The sequence below is a fragment of the Rhizobium sp. SVR5-9E genome (assembly GCF_056755095.1).
Window position 1 is genome coordinate 181,171 of the sequence record NZ_JBNDHS010000003.1, and the last position, 15,263, is coordinate 196,433.

Below are 15,263 nucleotides of genomic sequence, written 5' to 3' on the forward strand. Positions count from 1 at the left end.
TTTATGCATGGCGTCAGGATTAACCGAAAACGCGTTTGAAGATCGTGTCGACGTGCTTGGTGTGGTAGCCGAGGTCGAACTTCTCGCGGATATCCTCTTCGGATAGTGCCGCGCGGACTTCCTGGTCAGCGAGCAGCTCTTCAAGAAAGTCCCTGCCCTGTTCCCAGACCTTCATGGCATTCCGCTGCACGAGGCGGTAGGCATCTTCGCGGGAAACCCCGGCCTGCGTCAGCGCCAGCAGCACGCGCTGGGAATGCACGAGACCGCGAAACTTGTTGAGGTTCTTCTCCATGTTCTCGGGATAGATGACGAGCTTTTCGATCACTCCGGCGAGGCGGTTCAAGGCAAAATCCAGCGTAACCGTCGTATCCGGTCCGATGGCGCGTTCGACGCTCGAATGGCTGATGTCCCGCTCATGCCACAGTGGCACGTTTTCCAGCGCCGGAACGACCGACATGCGCACCAGACGGGCAAGGCCGGTCAGGTTTTCGGTAAGCACAGGATTGCGCTTGTGCGGCATGGCCGACGAGCCCTTCTGGCCGGGCGAGAAGAATTCCTCGGCCTCCAGAACCTCTGTGCGCTGCATGTGACGGATTTCGATCGCCACGTTTTCGATCGAGGAGGCGATGACGCCGAGCGTGGCGAAGAACATCGCATGGCGGTCGCGCGGAATGACCTGGGTTGAAACCGGCTCCGGCGTCAGGCCGAGCTTTGCGCAGACATGCTCCTCGACGCGCGGGTCGATGTTGGCGAAGGTACCGACAGCACCGGAGATCGCACCGGTGGCGATTTCGGCGCGCGCGGCGACGAGGCGAGCGCGGTTGCGGTCCATCTCGGCGTAGAAGCGGGCGAGGGTGAGCCCCATGGTGGTCGGCTCGGCGTGGATGCCATGGCTGCGGCCAATACGAATGGTGTCCTTGTGCTCGAAGGCGCGCGCCTTGAGGGCGGCGAGCACGCGGTCCATGTCGGCGAGCAGGATGTCGGCGGCGCGCACTAGCTGGATGTTGAGCGTCGTGTCGAGCACGTCGGACGATGTCATGCCCTGATGCACGAAGCGGCTGTCCGGCCCAACGAATTCGGCGAGATGGGTCAGAAACGCGATGACGTCATGCTTCGTGACGGCTTCGATCTCGTCGATGCGGGCCACGTCGAAGTTTGCGGCATTGCCTTTTTCCCAGATGGTCTTTGCCGCCGACTTCGGAATGACGCCGAGTTCGGCAAGAGCGTCGCAGGCATGCGCTTCGATTTCGAACCAGATGCGGAACTTGGTTTCGGGCGACCAGATGGCGACCATCTCTGGGCGGGAGTAACGCGGGATCATGGCTCACTGCTTTCGTTGAGAGAAAATTTTCTGGCGCCCCTGTACCAAAGACGGGCGGCAATCTCAACGCATGCGTCGTGCCAGCGCATAGCTGGTCGCAAGCAGGCAGACGAGGCCGAGGGGCAGGAAGAGCCGCATGCCAAGCACCAGGAACTGATAGACCGAGCTCGCGCCCGTGACCATGAACTGGAACATCCATGTGAGGCTACCAAAGGGCGCGTGCCAGCGTGAGTAGAAGTAGCGGTAGTCCATGGAAAAGAGAAATGCCGTCATCAGCATCGTGCCCGCCGTCAGGCAGACGAAGAAGGCGGCAAACCGCGTTTCGATGCGGCGCCGATGGGCAAAGAAGCGGGCGAGCGGCAGCATGAACGGCCAGGATAAAAGTCCCCCGGCAAAATAAAGAACCGCCAATTCGATCGCGTGGTGCGTCTCCAGGCGGTTGCGCAGAAAAAGGGCCGTCACCGCCGACGCCATCATCATGAGGCCCCAGAGTGCTGCGCCGCCGAGCAGATCGGGATAAGGCGGTATGGCAGCGCGTATCCGGCCCATCGTCAGCAATGAACCCGACTTTTGGCCGCAGCTCTCGATCGCATGCCACACAGACCTGCCGGACGGGCGACCGATCGGCGTAGTGTCATGAACGGCCGGCCTCCGCAGCGCTGCGCAGCTCGCTGATGGTGGACCGGTAAGCTTCGATGGAGCCGCCTTTGAAGATCGCCGAGCCGGCGACGAGCACGTTGGCGCCCGCCTTGGCGATCATCGGCGCGGTTTCGACCGCAACGCCGCCATCCACTTCGAGTTCGATCGGCCTGTCACCGATCAGGGACTTGGCGGCGGCAATCTTCTGGGTCATTGCCGGAATGAACTTCTGGCCGCCGAAGCCGGGATTCACAGACATGATGAGGACGAGGTCGACATCGTCGAGGACGTTCTCGATTGCCGAAAGCGGCGTTGCCGGATTGATCGTCACGCCGGCCAGCTTGCCCAGGTTGCGGATCGTCTGCAGCGAGCGATGCAGATGCGGACCTGCTTCGGCATGAACGGTGATGCGGTCGCAGCCCGCCTTGGCAAAGGCTTCCAGATAAGGGTCGGCCGGAGAAATCATCAGATGGCAGTCGAAGGTCGCCTCCGTGTAGGAGCGCAGCGACTTGATGACGTCAGCGCCGAAGGAAATGTTCGGGACGAAATGGCCATCCATGACATCGAGGTGGACCCAGTCCGCGCCCGCCGCGACGACGTCGCGCACTTCCTGGCCGAGCTTTGCAAAGTCCGCGGCAAGAATGGAGGGGGCGATCCGGATCGGCAGGGTCATGAAACTCTCTTTCTCGTCAGGCAACTCGCGGCCATTTAGCAGGGCGCGGCCAATCGGGCAACAGCATGGCAGTGTTCAGTAAACTCCGCGTAAGCGGCTTATTCTAGTCTTGAAGGGCTGGAACGCGAAATGCACCATCACGCCACTCCAGCAGCCTGTAAGGGTTGTCGGAAAGCTCGTGGCCGGCGGTGAACGACAGATCGCCGAGCGGCGTCTGGAAGGTCGTGCCGATAAGCTTCTCGGCGATTGGCTTTCCTTCAGCCACGGCCGCTGTTGCCGCCTGCTGCGCGATCGCTGCGGCGGCAGCCGCGGGAAGGACGTAGCCTTCAGGCTCGATGCCCTGCGCCCGCAATGCCCTTACCGCGGTTTCTGCCGCCGGAGCGTCGGCATATTCCGGTATTGTAACGGCCCGCACTCCATCCCTCATGGCTATGGGCTGGTTTGCGGCGCGCATCGCATCCCCGCTCAGAATGTCGAGCGGAATTTTTTCCGCTGTGGCATCGCGGGCGATTACTGCGACGTCGGCGCGATCGCCGCCGATGAAAACCTTGGTCGCTCCGGCTCTCTTCAGGCGGCGGACGAGGGCGATCTGCTGCTCCTGACCCGGACGGTAGGTGTCGGTGAAGACCGGCTTCAGCCCCTTTTCCTCGAGCGCATTTCTGACGGCCTCGGTCAACTCGCGGCCATGGATGGTGCCGTCCTCGATGAGTGCGATCGGGTCCGCCGCCCAGTCGCGGAGGATCACTTCGATAATGCGTGCAGCCTCGGCGCCATCGGGCGGTGCCAGGCGAAACAGCGGCCAGCCGTTCTTCAATGCATCCTCCATCAGGATGCGGGCGCGCACCGAGACGGTGATTGCTGGGATATTGGCTTCCTTCAGTTTCGGCAGCGCCCCTTCGAGCGTCTCGCTACAGAGAAAGCCGATCGCGACCTGCACCTTGGCATTCACCAGCGCATCGGCAATCGCGCCGCCGCTGTTTTCCTCGCAAGGTTCGTTGATTGTGATAACTGTATTGCCGTCCTTGGTGATCTGATAGTTTGCCCCGGCAAAGACCTGCGCACCGAGCTGTTGAAGGCTCCCGCTCTGGGGAGCGACGACGCCGATCGTGACACCTGCGGCATGGCTTTCCGCCGCTGCAAGAAACAGCATCGAAAAAGCAGCTATGCCACGCAGAATGTTCATGAAAATCGACGGCTCCCTTTCGTGCTTCATGTTCTTTTATCTGCCCGGAGGTAATCGTCAAAGAAAAACAGGCGAATACGCCGTATTTCGTCGGCTTCGTTGTAGAAAAGATAACGGATGACCTCCATATTAGCGGCACAAGAACGAGCGGCGGGGGCCGCAGGAGACCATATTTGCTAAGCAGGCAGCCGATCGATCCGCAGCTTTATCGCGATGCCATGAGTCGCTTTGGTGGTCATGTGCAACTTGCGACGACGGCGCTCGGCGAGGCGCGGCGTGGGGTTACGATCACCGCGGCCTGCTCGGTCTCCGATAGCCCGGCCTGCGTGCTTGCCTGCCTCAACAACAGCAACCCGAAGAACGAGATCTTTTTCCGGAGCGGCATTTTCGCGCTGAACACGCTTGGCGCGCATCATCAGGCGCTCGCGGACGCGTTCTCAGGACGCACGCCGATGGACGACGAGGAGCGGTTTGCGACCGGCAAATTCGGCAAGCTCGTCACCGGCGCCCCCGTGCTCTGGGATGCGCTTGCCTCGTTCGATTGCAGGGTCATGGAGATCAAGGAGATGTCGACCCACCACATCATTTTCGGTGAGGTCGTGGGCGTGCATTTCAACGAAACAAAACCGGCGCTGCTCTATATGAACCGGGACTATCACACGCTATAACTCCCCTGAATCGGAGGAGAAATGCCTGATCATTCGCTGCCGCCTGCGTCCATCGACGAGACGATTGCCATGCTGGCTACGCAGGACTATCTGGCAGGCAGGTCGCTCGCGACGGTTCTTTTTCTTGCCTTGAAGATGAAGCGGCCGCTGTTTCTCGAAGGAGAGGCTGGCGTCGGCAAGACCGAGATCGCAAAGGTCCTGTCGAAGGCGCTCGATCGTCCGCTCATCCGGCTGCAGTGCTACGAAGGCCTTGATATCGCATCCGCCGTCTACGAGTGGAACTATCCGGCCCAGATGCTGGAGATCAGGCTTGCCGAAGCCTCGGGCCTGACCGACCGCGGCCGTATCGAGTCCGATATCTTTTCCGAGCGCTATCTCATCCGCCGCCCCGTGTTGCAGGCGCTTTCCTCGGCCGACGGCCGTGCTCCTGTCTTCCTGATCGACGAGCTCGATCGCACCGACGAGGCGTTCGAGGCCTTTCTGCTGGAGGTGCTTTCGGATTTCCAGGTGACGATACCCGAACTCGGCACAGTCAAGGCGGCCGAGCCGCCGATCGTCATCATCACGACGAACCGGACACGCGAAGTGCACGACGCGCTCAAGCGCCGCTGCCTCTACCATTGGGTCGATTATCCGCAAGCCGCGCAGGAACTGGAAATCATCCGCCGGAAGGTCCCTGGCTGCAATGAGGCTCTCTCGCAGCAGATCGTGGCCTACGTGCAGAAACTACGCACGCTCGACCTTTTCAAGAATCCCGGCGTCGCCGAGACGATCGACTGGGCGACCGCGCTGACCGAGCTCGACCGTCTGGCGCTCGATCCGGATACGATCTCCGATACGATCGGTACGCTGCTCAAATACCAGGACGACATTGCTCGTATCCAAGGCAGCGAAGGGGCTCGCGTCCTTAACGACGTCAAGGACGAGCTCAGGGCGACGGGTTAGAGATGGAAACGCAGCCAGCGCATGATGGTATCGTGGTTCCGCCGGTGCCGCCGGGCGAGGGGCGGTTTGCCGATAATATCGTCTTCTTTGCGCGAACGCTCCGTAAGGCCGGCCTCAAGATCGGTCCGGCTTCCATTGCCGATGCAATCGAGGCCGTCGAGGCGATCGGCATGGGATCGCGCGAGGAATTCCATGCGGCACTCTTTTCCGTTTTCGTCAAACGGCATGAGGACAAGCCCGTTTTCGACGAAGCTTTCCGGCTTTTCTGGCGTTCCCGCGATCTGGTGGAGAAGATGATCGCGATGATGTCGCCGCGCGCGCCGGACAACCGCGAAAAGGAAAAGGCGAAAGCGGGCGAAACGCGCGTCAGCGATGCGCTTCTGGGCGATCAGCGCTGCAACAAGCCTCCGCGTGAGGAACCGGACATCGAAATCGATGCGCGTTTCACGACTTCCGGCAACGAGGTGTTTCGCCGAATGGACTTCGCGCAGATGTCGGCGTCGGAAATTGCGCTGGCGAAGAAAGAGCTGAGCCGGCTGCAATTGCCGCTCGACGCCGTCCGGACACGGCGGTTCAGGCCATCGCACGTTCACCGGTTGGTCGATCCTCGCGCCACGATGCGCTCGGCGCTGCGCACGGGCGGCTCGCTGATCCTGCCGCGCTATCGCGAACAGAAGGAAATCCGGCCGCCATTGGTGGTTCTTGCGGATATTTCCGGCTCGATGAGCCAGTACACCCGCATCTTTCTGCATTTTCTCCACGCGCTGACCGAGCGTCGCCGCCGCGTCCACACGTTCCTCTTCGGAACGCGGCTCACCAATGTTACCCGGCAGATGCGTCATAAGGATCCGGACGAAGCGTTGGACGAATGCGCTGCCGCCGTGAAGGACTGGTCAGGCGGCACGCGCATCGGCGAAACGTTGAAGGATTTCAACCGGCTGTGGGGGCGACGGGTGCTCGGGCAGGGTGCACTCGTGCTGTTGATCACCGACGGGCTGGAGCGTGAAGGCATTGAACTGCTCTCGGCGGAGATCGACCGGCTGCACCGATCCTGCCGGCGGCTAATCTGGCTTAATCCGCTTTTGCGTTTCGAGGGGTTCGAACCTCGGGCGCGCGGCGTGCGCGCGATGCTGCCGCATGTTGACGAATTCCGCCCGGTTCACAATCTATCATCTTTGAGCGATCTTGCTGCGGCGCTTGGTACGGGCAATTCGTCAACGTATGATCCACGGCGCTATCTCGACAGAATGAGAGGCTTGGCATGAGCGAGACGTCTTACGGTCTCGATCCGCTGATGAAGGCGGAGGAGTGGAAAAAGAGCGGCCGCGATGTGGCTGTCGCGACTGTGATCGAAACCTGGGGCTCGGCGCCGCGTCCGGTCGGAAGCCATCTGGTGATCGATGGCGAGGGCAATTTCGAGGGTTCGGTTTCCGGCGGCTGCGTCGAAGGCGCGGTCATTGCCGAGGCGATGGATGTGATCGGCGACGGCAAGGCTAAGATGCTGGAGTTCGGCGTCGCCGACGAGACCGCCTGGCGCGTCGGGCTATCCTGCGGCGGCCGCATCCGCGTCTTTGTCGAAAGGCTCGGCTGATGGACGCTGCCAATCTGGAACGGTTGAATGCCGCCCGACGGGCGCGCAAGGCCGTCATGCTGGTGACGGACATGGAGCGTGGAACGGATCGCGTGATCGTCGAAGGCGGGCCGGTCGATTCTGCGCTGAGCGACGCGGTCGCGGCGACGTTCCGCTCCGGCAAATCGGGGACCTACGAGATCGATGGGGCGAGATACTTTCTGAACGTGCATCTGCCGCCGCCGCATATCGTCATCATAGGCGCGGTGCATATCAGCCAGATTCTCGCGCAGATGGCGGCTCTTGCAGGTTTCGATGTCCGCATCATCGATCCGCGGACGGCCTTCGCCACCCCGGAGCGTTTCGCCAGCATAGACTTGGTGGCCGACTGGCCGGTCGATGTCTTGAAGGATCGTCCGCTCGACGCCTACACTGCCGTCGTCGCGGTTACGCACGACCCGAAGATCGACGACTTTCCGATTGCCGAGGCGCTCAGAACCGGCTGCTTTTATGTCGGCGCGCTCGGCAGCCGCAAAACCCACGGCTCGCGTATCGAGCGACTCCGGATGGAAGGTTTTTCCGACGGCGAGCTGGCGAGGATCAACGGCCCGATCGGGCTTAATATCGGCGCATCCAGTCCGGCAGAAATAGCCGTCGCGATTCTGGGGCAGATCATTCAGGCGTTGCGCTCTCGCGACGTAACGTCGCCGAAAGGTGACTAGGCATGATCTTTGGTGAGTTCAGTATCGAAAGTGCCGAGGGGCTTGTCCTCGCCCATTCCATCAAGGTGGCCGGCGGCGCCTTGCGGAAAGGCCATGTGGTTGAAGCTGCGGACATCGAGCAGCTGAAGAGTTCTGGCATCGAAAAGATTGTTGCCGCCCACCTGGAGGACGGCGATCTCGACGAGGACGAAGCCGCGACCCGTCTCGGGCAGGCAATTGCACCCGATCACCTCCGCTTTTCGGAGGCGGCGACCGGCCGCGTCAACATCCATGCGGCCGTTGACGGCCTGTTCGTGGCGAACCGTGAGGCTGTCGATCGGCTGAACCGCATCGATCCGGCGATCACGCTCGCCTGTCTAGCCGACCATACGCGCATCAGCGCAGGCGATATGGTGGCGACCTTCAAGATCATCCCACTGGCGGTCCCGGGCGCCAAGGTCGATGCCGCCTGTGCGGAACTTCACGCGAGTTCGCCCTTCGAGGTCAAGCCGTTTGCCGAATACGCGGTTTCCCTCATCGCGACCGAATTGTCCTCGCTGAAGGTCTCCGTGATGGACAAGACGGCGCGGATATTGGAGCGGCGCCTGGAGGGGTCCGGCAACCGGCTCCTGCGGGAACGACGGGTGCCGCACGAGACGAAGGCGCTCGCCGCATCGATCAAGGACGTTATGGCGATTTCCGAGCAGGCGCCGAAGCTGGTGATCGTCTTCGGAGCGTCTGCTGTCATCGACGAGGCGGATGTCATTCCACAGGCGATACGCGAGGCGGGCGGCAATATTCTCAGCGTCGGCATGCCGGTCGATCCGGGGAACCTGATGGTTCTCGGCCGCATCGGGGCAACGTATGTGGTCGGCGCTCCGGGCTGTGCCCGCAGTCCGAAGGAAAACGGTTTCGACTGGGTGCTTGATCGCATTCTGGCGGGCGAGCGGCCGGGTGCGCGCGAAGTGACCGGCATGGGCGTTGGAGGCCTGCTGATGGAGATACAATCACGGCCGCAGCCGCGCGACGTGCATGCCGGAGCGCGCGCGGCCGCTTCGGTCGCCATCGTGCTGCTGGCGGCCGGCCGCGCGCGCCGGATGGGCGAAGCCGGCCAGCACAAACTGCTTGCGGAGTTCGATGGAATACCGCTGGTCCGCCGCTGCGCATCTGTTGCCATCGGTAGCAAGGCGGGCTCGGTTATCGTTGTAACAGGTCACCGGAACAGCGAAATCGAAGCCGCGCTTGAAGGCCTCAACGTAAGGCCCGTCTTCAACGCCGATTACACCTCAGGCATGGCAAGTTCGCTCGCCGCCGGCTTTGCGGATGCCCATGCGAGGGGCGCCGACGGCATTCTTGTCATGCTCTCGGATATGCCGGGTGTTTCGACTGCGGATCTTGATAGTTTGATCAATGCATTCGAGCGGGCAGACGGGCGGGTGATCGTTCGCGCCGTTGCGCAGGGAAAACGCGGAAATCCGGTTATCCTGCCGCGATCGCTTTATCAGGCGGTGCTTGCGCTCGAGGGAGACGTCGGGGCGCGTCACATCATCGAAGCGGCAGGACTTCCTGTCATCGATGTCGATATAGGCGAGGGCGCGCATCTTGACGTGGATACCCCCGAGGCCGTTGTCGCTGCGGGCGGCATTTTGAAGGAATAGCAATGGACGCCGCCGGCATAGAGGAAATGTTCCAGGGTCTCGGTCCCGTGACGATCAGGCGCATGTTCGGCGGCAAAGGCATCTATCACCTTGGCCGTATCGTGGCGGTCGAAGTCGGCGGAGAGGTGCTGCTCAAGGCCGATGCCGAAAGCGCGCCGGAGTTTGCGGCCGCTGGTTCCAGCCAATGGTTCTACGAGGGCAAGAAAGGCAATCCCGTAAAGATGCCTTACTGGTCGGTCCCCGAGGCTGCCTATGACGATCCCGATGAGATGGCGAAGTGGGTACGGCTCGCCTATGAGGCGGCGTTGCGGGCGGAATGACTAGCGGAAGTCGGTTTCGCTGAGGGCGGCAATCGCGGCCTTCGTGAAAGCTGAAAGCGGTTGCGGCGGGTCATGGCGGCCGAACCAGCCGAAATCGGAAAGTTTGTCGGGCTCCGTCAGTTGCGGTTCCCCCTCGACATCTCGCGCCACGTAAAGGAGTGAAATCCAGTGCTGGCGGTCTGCCTCGATAATCTGCTCGGTCGGTTCTAGCAATTCGACGTGGCCGATCTTCAGCCCGGTCTCTTCCTCTGCCTCGCGGCGGGCGGCTTGCTCGGCCGGCTCCATGTGATCGACCTTGCCGCCGACGATATTCCAGAAGCCGGCTTCGGGCGGAAGCATGCGCTTGTAGAGCAGGATTTTGCCGTCGCGCAAAATCACCAGGCCTACACCGAGGCCCGGAAAATCGATGCCGGGCTTGCCCATCGAGAGATCAGATCTTGGCGTTTGCCGCGATCAGCATGAATGCGGGAATATCGTCGCCGAAGCCGACGGGCGTCGGGCCGTCGTCGTGGTCGCGATAGCGGCGGCGTTCGCGAACGTCGTCGTTCGCCGGATAGGGCCGGGTGTTGCGCGCGGTGTTTTGCGGCTTCTGGTCTGCTTTGCGCTCTTGCTTCACGCTTTCGGCCCTTGCTGGTGCTGCTTCGATGGTTTCGGCGGCATTATCCTCGGCGCCGATATCAGATTTATGACCCCGGCGATCCTTGCCGCGGCCACGGTCCCTGTCGCTGCGATCCCGGCTGCCCTTGCGGCGCGCGCGGTCGTCCTCGCGGCCCGGCTCGGGCGGCGGAAGAGCGGTAAGGTTGCCATTCAGCCATTCGACCTTCTCGCCGATCAGCTTTTCGATCGCATCGGCGTGTTTCTGGTCACGACCGGTGACAATGGTGAAGGCAGCGCCAGATCGGCCCGCGCGACCGGTGCGGCCGATGCGGTGCACGTAGTCCTCGGAATGGATCGGCACATCGAAATTGAAGACGTGGCTGACATCCGGAATGTCCAGGCCGCGGGCGGCGACGTCGGATGCGACGAGCAGTTGCAGCTGGCCATCACGGAAGTTCTGCAGCATGGTCGTGCGCGAGCGCTGGTCCATGTCCCCATGGAGAGCGCCGACGGAGAAGCCGTGGCGTTCCAGCGAGCGGAAGAGGTCGGCCACGTCCTTCTTGCGGTTGCAGAAGATGATCGCGTTCTTCAACTCTTCCTGTGCGCGGATCAGATCGCGCAGCGCAGCGCGCTTCTCGTAGTCCTTGCCGTGCGCGGCGACGAAACGCTGCGTGATGTTCTTGGCGGCGGATGCCGGCTTTGCGACTTCGATGCGTTCCGGATTCTGCAGGAAGCGGTCGGCGAGCTTCTGGATTTCCGGCGGCATAGTCGCCGAGAAGAACAGCGTCTGGCGCGTGAAGGGGATGAGCTTTGCGATGCGCTCGATATCCGGAATGAAGCCCATGTCGAGCATACGGTCGGCCTCGTCGATGACGAGGATTTCGACGCCGCTCATCAGCAGCTTGCCGCGCTCGAAATGGTCGAGCAGCCGGCCGGGCGTGCAGATCAGAACGTCTGCTCCGCGCTCAAGCTTGCGGTCCTGGTCTTCGAACGACACACCGCCGATCAGGAGCGCGACGTTCAAGCGGTGGTTCTTGCCGTATTTTTCGAAGTTTTCCGCGACCTGCGCTGCGAGTTCGCGCGTCGGCTCGAGGATCAGCGTGCGCGGCATGCGGGCGCGGGCGCGACCCTTTTCCAGCAGCGACAACATCGGTAGCACGAAGGACGCGGTCTTGCCCGTACCCGTCTGCGCAATCCCGCAGATATCGCGGCGCTGCAGAGCGAACGGGATTGCGCCCGCCTGAATAGGAGTAGGGGTCGTGTAGCCGGCGTCGGTAACGGCGGAAAGCACTTTTTGGCTCAGGCCAAGATCAGCAAATGTCGTCAAAGGGAAAACTATTTCCGTTCAGGTTCGGCCAAACTCCGGTTGAGTCGGCGGGATTGCATGCCGCAATGCAGCGCGACATAGTCCCAAACGGCTTGCAAGTCAAGGAATACGGCAACTGCAACCTGTGCGCAGGTAAAGTGATGGTTACTTCATTTGGTTATTTGATGTAACTCGCGAGTTTCAGCCCGGCATTCATGAAATACATGGGGTCTACCGCGCGGCCATTTTGGCGGACCTCGTAGTGCAAGTGCGTGCCTGTCGAACGCCCGGTGCTTCCCGCAAGACCGATCACCCCGGACCGCTCAACCGTGTCCCCGGCTTTCACCAAAATCTGCGACATGTGGCCGTAGCGAGTGGAGATGCCATTGCCATGATCGATCTCGACCATGTTGCCGTAACCGCCGGTCCAGCCCGCGCTGAGGACCTTGCCAGGCGCAGCCGCGCGAACCTTTTCACCGGCGGCGAACCGGAAATCGATGCCGGAGTGAAGCGCGAGCCGGCCTAGAAACGGATCGCGCCGGTTGCCGAACGGACTGGTGATTTCCTTGCCGGCCGCCGGAGTGCCAAAGGGGAGCGATTGCGCCGTGCTGCGCACCGCCTCAAATCGCGTCAGAGCAGTGTCGAGCTGTGCAAGGGAATTGTTGAAGTCGTCGTCGCTTTCCGGTTCGATGTAGGGCCCGCCGACAGCGCTGTCGTCTGCAGCTTTGGCGAGTGCCTGCTCCGGAACGGCGATATCGAAGCGGGTCAGGATTTTCTCGATGTTGTTGGCAGCGTCGCCCGCATCGGCGGTGAGCTGGTCCACACGGGCGCGTTGCTGCTCCTCGATGCCCTTCAGCGTCAGCGTAACCTTCGAAAACAAGCGGTCGGCACGGTCGCCGGCAGTTTCACGCGCAGGTACATAGGCGAGCGTAGAATTGTCGGGTGTGGCGTCGGCGGGTTCGTCCCTGCCTGCCAGAAGTTTGTCGATCGCTGCGGCTCCGGCTGAAAGCGACGCGCGCTTGTCCTTTATCTCGGGTGCGTAGGATTGAACTGGAACTGCCTCATCCTTCTGCGTCAGCCCGGAATTTTCGGCGCGGTCGAACAGGGAGCCGAGCTTTCCGTTGCGTGACGTGAGCGCCATCTGTTGCTCCAGGAGCTTGTCGACCTTGTCTTCAACCACCTGCTGGTCGAGCAGCTGACGCGAGGTCACGCGATCGACCTGTGCGCGAAGAGCAGCGATACGGTCTTCATAATCATGCTGCATGCGGGCCTGGCGGGCCATAGTCGCGCCGATCAGGTCGTCGCGAAGGACAAGATAGGATGTGGCAAGGAGATAACCGATGACAAAGACGCCGCCGAAGCAGAAGGCGAGGGCGGCCATCCACGGCTTTATGGTCGCGTGGCGGACCTTATCGCCGCTGGCGAGAATGAGGATATGCTCCTGCGAACGCTTGCCGAATACGCGACTATGCTGTGCATGCGTCACGGAGAATCTCCCGATTGGTCGCCCGCGCTTAGGTCAGGAGATGATTACACACGGTTATGGTTAATAACGCCTTAGCGAAAAAGTTAACAAGAACAGTACTTTAGGCAATGCTAATAGATGTCAGCGAGCGGTAGAACGATGGCGTGAGGCCAGCCTCTGCGCGCGCCAGATCGTTGAACGGCGGCTTCAATGGCCCGCGGAAGTTGGCCCGCACCAGGTCCTTGAAGGTCTGCGCCGGGTCGCGACGCTCGCGAGCGCAAAGAAAGCGAAACCACTTGGCGCCGATTGCCACATGGCCTTTCTCGTCATTGTAGATGACATCGAGGACGGCCGCGCTGTCGAGATCGCCGGTTTCGCGCATTTTTGCCTGGAGCGACGGGGTGACGTCCAGCCCGCGGGCTTCGAGGATAAGAGGAACGACGGCGAGCCGTGCCGTCAGATCGCTTCTGGTCGAATGGGCTGCCTGCCAGAGGCCGTCATGCGCGGGCATATCGCCATAATCGGCGCCGAGGTCCTGCAGGCGCTTACGCACCATGCGGAAGTGCTTGGCCTCTTCGAAGGCGACCTGCATCCATCCGTCAAAGAAGGAATTGGGAACCGCTTCAGTGGCAAAACGTGCGACGATATCGAGCGCGAGGTCAACGGCATTGAGCTCGATATGGGCAATTGCATGAAGCAGTGCGATGCGGCCGTTGACCGTGTGAAGCGAGCGCTTCTCGACCTGCGTCGGCGGGACCAGCGCCGGTTTCTCCGGCCGGCCGGGCCTGTCGGGCAAGGAGGCATCGAGGGGCGACCGCAGCGAAATCTTGCGGGCGAACCAGCGGGTTGCGGCCTCCTGCGCGAGCGCCGTCTTGCGATCGAGATCGGCGGAGCGGATAGCGTCGATCGCACCGCCGCGTAGCGACGTCATCGAAAGCACATTCATGCGGCGAGGTTCCTGACGGCCTTCAGAACGTCTTCGGCATGGCCGGGTACCTTTACCTTCTGCCAGATCATCGCGATCGTGCCTTCGGCGCCGATGAGGAAGGTCGTGCGTTCGACACCCATGAAGGTGCGGCCGTACATGCTCTTTTGCTTCCACACGCCATAGGCCTGCAGCGTCGTCTTCTCCTCATCCGAGGCGAGCGCAACGGAAAGCTTGTGCTTCGTGACGAAACGATCGTGGCATGCGGCCGAATCGGGGGACATGCCGATAACCGCCGCGCCTGCGGCGTCGAATTCGCCGGCCAGAGCGGTGAAGGCCAGCGATTCAGCCGTACAGCCGGTCGTATCGTCCTTCGGATAAAAGAACAGGACCAGCGGCTTTCCGCGGAAATCGGCAAGCGATACCCGCCCGCCGCCGTCGCGAGGAAGGTCGAATTCGGGGGCCGAAGCGCCAATGCCGAGAAGAGCCATGTGTGGAAACCTTTCTTTTGCCGGGTTTTAGGATGACACTATGTCCCGCGGATATATATTGAAGACCAATTCGTCCAGCCAGGCTGGACCAGTTTCGAGGCAGGGGGCTATCCAAAACGCATGGCGTCGATTCGCGGCGAAAAGGTTACGTTTCGCAAAAAGGACATCGTCGCGCTGCATGAGCTCCCATCCGCCCAGGCCGAAGATCCCATCATCGTGCATTGCCCGCGGCCTCGCTCTCGCATTCGCCGTGCTACGGGCGTAACGGCGGGTTGTATTGTCACTCTCCTCTTCATTCTCGCCGCGATCATTTTCACCGTCGAAAGCGGAATGTTCGATGCAACGCTGTCGCGCCAGGCGCAGACCGCATTGAATTCGGCAATAGGTCCCCGCTATCGCGCGGAAGTCGGCTCGACCGTCATCCGCTTCACCTCCGGCCTGCAGCTCGCCCTGGAAGCCCGCAACGTCAACATGGTCGATCAGCAGAGCGGGCAGCATCTGTCGACCACCGGCGCCATACGCATGGCGCTTGATCCCTTGGCTCTATTTCGAGGCCGTGTGGCGGTAGCTGCAATCGAAGCGGACGACATTGCGCTCGATACGGCTCTGCTTCCGTCCGGCGGTCCTCTCGACTTCAGCCAGCTTCGCATCGACGCAATTCCGGTGGCGATGGAAGCTGTGTTTTCCCGCCTTGATGTGTTGGATAGTTTTGTCGAGCGCGGCGGCACGGATACCGTCCGCTTATCGGGTATCAACATCAAACTGGCCGATACCGCCAACGGCCCGCTCTCGGTCGAGATC

Annotated in this window: 17 protein-coding genes; 8 read left to right on the top strand and 9 right to left on the bottom strand. The window is 61.6% G+C overall.

Annotation, left to right across the window (positions count from 1 at the left end; translation table 11 throughout):
• Positions 1–19: 19 nt before the first annotated feature.
• From purB to ACPYOJ_RS03380, 4 genes are all read right to left on the bottom strand, one after another.
• Entirely contained in the window at positions 20–1,321 is a 1,302-nt protein-coding gene (purB, locus tag ACPYOJ_RS03365; RefSeq protein WP_481414979.1) for an adenylosuccinate lyase, read from the bottom strand.
• A 63-nt stretch (positions 1,322–1,384) separates the two neighbouring features.
• Positions 1,385–1,870 carry a hypothetical protein gene (locus ACPYOJ_RS03370; RefSeq protein WP_168831302.1) on the bottom strand — a complete coding sequence of 162 codons (486 nt, stop codon included), beginning with the start codon at positions 1,868–1,870 and terminating at the stop codon, positions 1,385–1,387.
• 85 nt (positions 1,871–1,955) lie between these two features.
• Positions 1,956–2,633, bottom strand: a complete 678-nt coding sequence (gene rpe / locus ACPYOJ_RS03375; protein WP_168831155.1) for a ribulose-phosphate 3-epimerase — start codon at positions 2,631–2,633, stop codon at positions 1,956–1,958.
• 103 nt (positions 2,634–2,736) lie between these two features.
• On the bottom strand, positions 2,737–3,816 hold the full coding sequence (locus ACPYOJ_RS03380; protein ID WP_481414980.1) for an ABC transporter substrate-binding protein: 1,080 nt from the start codon (positions 3,814–3,816) through the stop codon (positions 2,737–2,739).
• 173 nt (positions 3,817–3,989) lie between these two features.
• Between ACPYOJ_RS03380 and ACPYOJ_RS03385 the strand changes: the two genes are divergently transcribed.
• From ACPYOJ_RS03385 to ACPYOJ_RS03415, 7 genes are read left to right on the top strand one after another with little or no spacing between them, the layout of a single operon-like run.
• Positions 3,990–4,484, top strand: a complete 495-nt coding sequence (locus ACPYOJ_RS03385) for a flavin reductase (RefSeq protein WP_481414981.1) — start codon at positions 3,990–3,992, stop codon at positions 4,482–4,484.
• 21 nt (positions 4,485–4,505) lie between these two features.
• Entirely contained in the window at positions 4,506–5,429 is a 924-nt protein-coding gene (locus ACPYOJ_RS03390) for an AAA family ATPase (RefSeq protein ID WP_481414982.1), read from the top strand.
• 2 nt (positions 5,430–5,431) lie between these two features.
• Entirely contained in the window at positions 5,432–6,694 is a 1,263-nt protein-coding gene (locus tag ACPYOJ_RS03395) for a vWA domain-containing protein (RefSeq protein ID WP_481414983.1), read from the top strand.
• The gene (locus ACPYOJ_RS03400; RefSeq protein WP_481414984.1) at positions 6,691–7,020 is read left to right on the top strand and encodes an XdhC family protein; all 330 of its coding nucleotides are present in this window, start codon (positions 6,691–6,693) and stop codon (positions 7,018–7,020) included. The genes ACPYOJ_RS03395 and ACPYOJ_RS03400 overlap by 4 nt, the downstream gene beginning before the upstream one ends.
• Complete coding sequence (locus ACPYOJ_RS03405) at positions 7,020–7,721, top strand: XdhC family protein (protein WP_481414985.1); 702 nt, start codon at positions 7,020–7,022, stop codon at positions 7,719–7,721. Before ACPYOJ_RS03400 ends, ACPYOJ_RS03405 begins: the two co-directional genes overlap by 1 nt.
• Positions 7,722–7,723: 2 nt before the next feature.
• Complete coding sequence (locus tag ACPYOJ_RS03410) at positions 7,724–9,358, top strand: NTP transferase domain-containing protein (protein ID WP_481414986.1); 1,635 nt, start codon at positions 7,724–7,726, stop codon at positions 9,356–9,358.
• Between the two features lie 2 nt (positions 9,359–9,360).
• Positions 9,361–9,678, top strand: a complete 318-nt coding sequence (locus ACPYOJ_RS03415; RefSeq protein ID WP_168831163.1) for a TfoX/Sxy family protein — start codon at positions 9,361–9,363, stop codon at positions 9,676–9,678.
• Here ACPYOJ_RS03415 and ACPYOJ_RS03420 read toward each other — a convergent pair whose 3' ends face one another.
• The 5 genes from ACPYOJ_RS03420 to ACPYOJ_RS03440 form a co-directional block, all read right to left on the bottom strand.
• Complete coding sequence (locus ACPYOJ_RS03420; protein WP_481414987.1) at positions 9,679–10,101, bottom strand: NUDIX domain-containing protein; 423 nt, start codon at positions 10,099–10,101, stop codon at positions 9,679–9,681.
• A gap of 7 nt (positions 10,102–10,108) precedes the next feature.
• Positions 10,109–11,602 (bottom strand): DEAD/DEAH box helicase, encoded by a 1,494-nt coding sequence (locus ACPYOJ_RS03425; RefSeq protein WP_481414988.1) that lies wholly within the window; start codon positions 11,600–11,602, stop codon positions 10,109–10,111.
• Positions 11,603–11,759: 157 nt separating this feature from the next.
• Entirely contained in the window at positions 11,760–13,067 is a 1,308-nt protein-coding gene (locus ACPYOJ_RS03430) for a peptidoglycan DD-metalloendopeptidase family protein (RefSeq protein WP_481414989.1), read from the bottom strand.
• Positions 13,068–13,167: 100 nt separating this feature from the next.
• Entirely contained in the window at positions 13,168–13,992 is an 825-nt protein-coding gene (locus ACPYOJ_RS03435) for a ferritin-like domain-containing protein (protein ID WP_481414990.1), read from the bottom strand.
• A complete protein-coding gene (locus ACPYOJ_RS03440; RefSeq protein ID WP_481414991.1) occupies positions 13,989–14,462 on the bottom strand; it encodes a peroxiredoxin in 474 nt (157 codons plus the stop codon). Before ACPYOJ_RS03440 ends, ACPYOJ_RS03435 begins: the two co-directional genes overlap by 4 nt.
• Before the next feature lie 120 nt (positions 14,463–14,582).
• Here ACPYOJ_RS03440 and ACPYOJ_RS03445 point away from each other — a divergent pair.
• Positions 14,583–15,263: AsmA family protein (locus ACPYOJ_RS03445; protein WP_481414992.1), on the top strand; the 681-nt coding region annotated here is incomplete at its 3' end.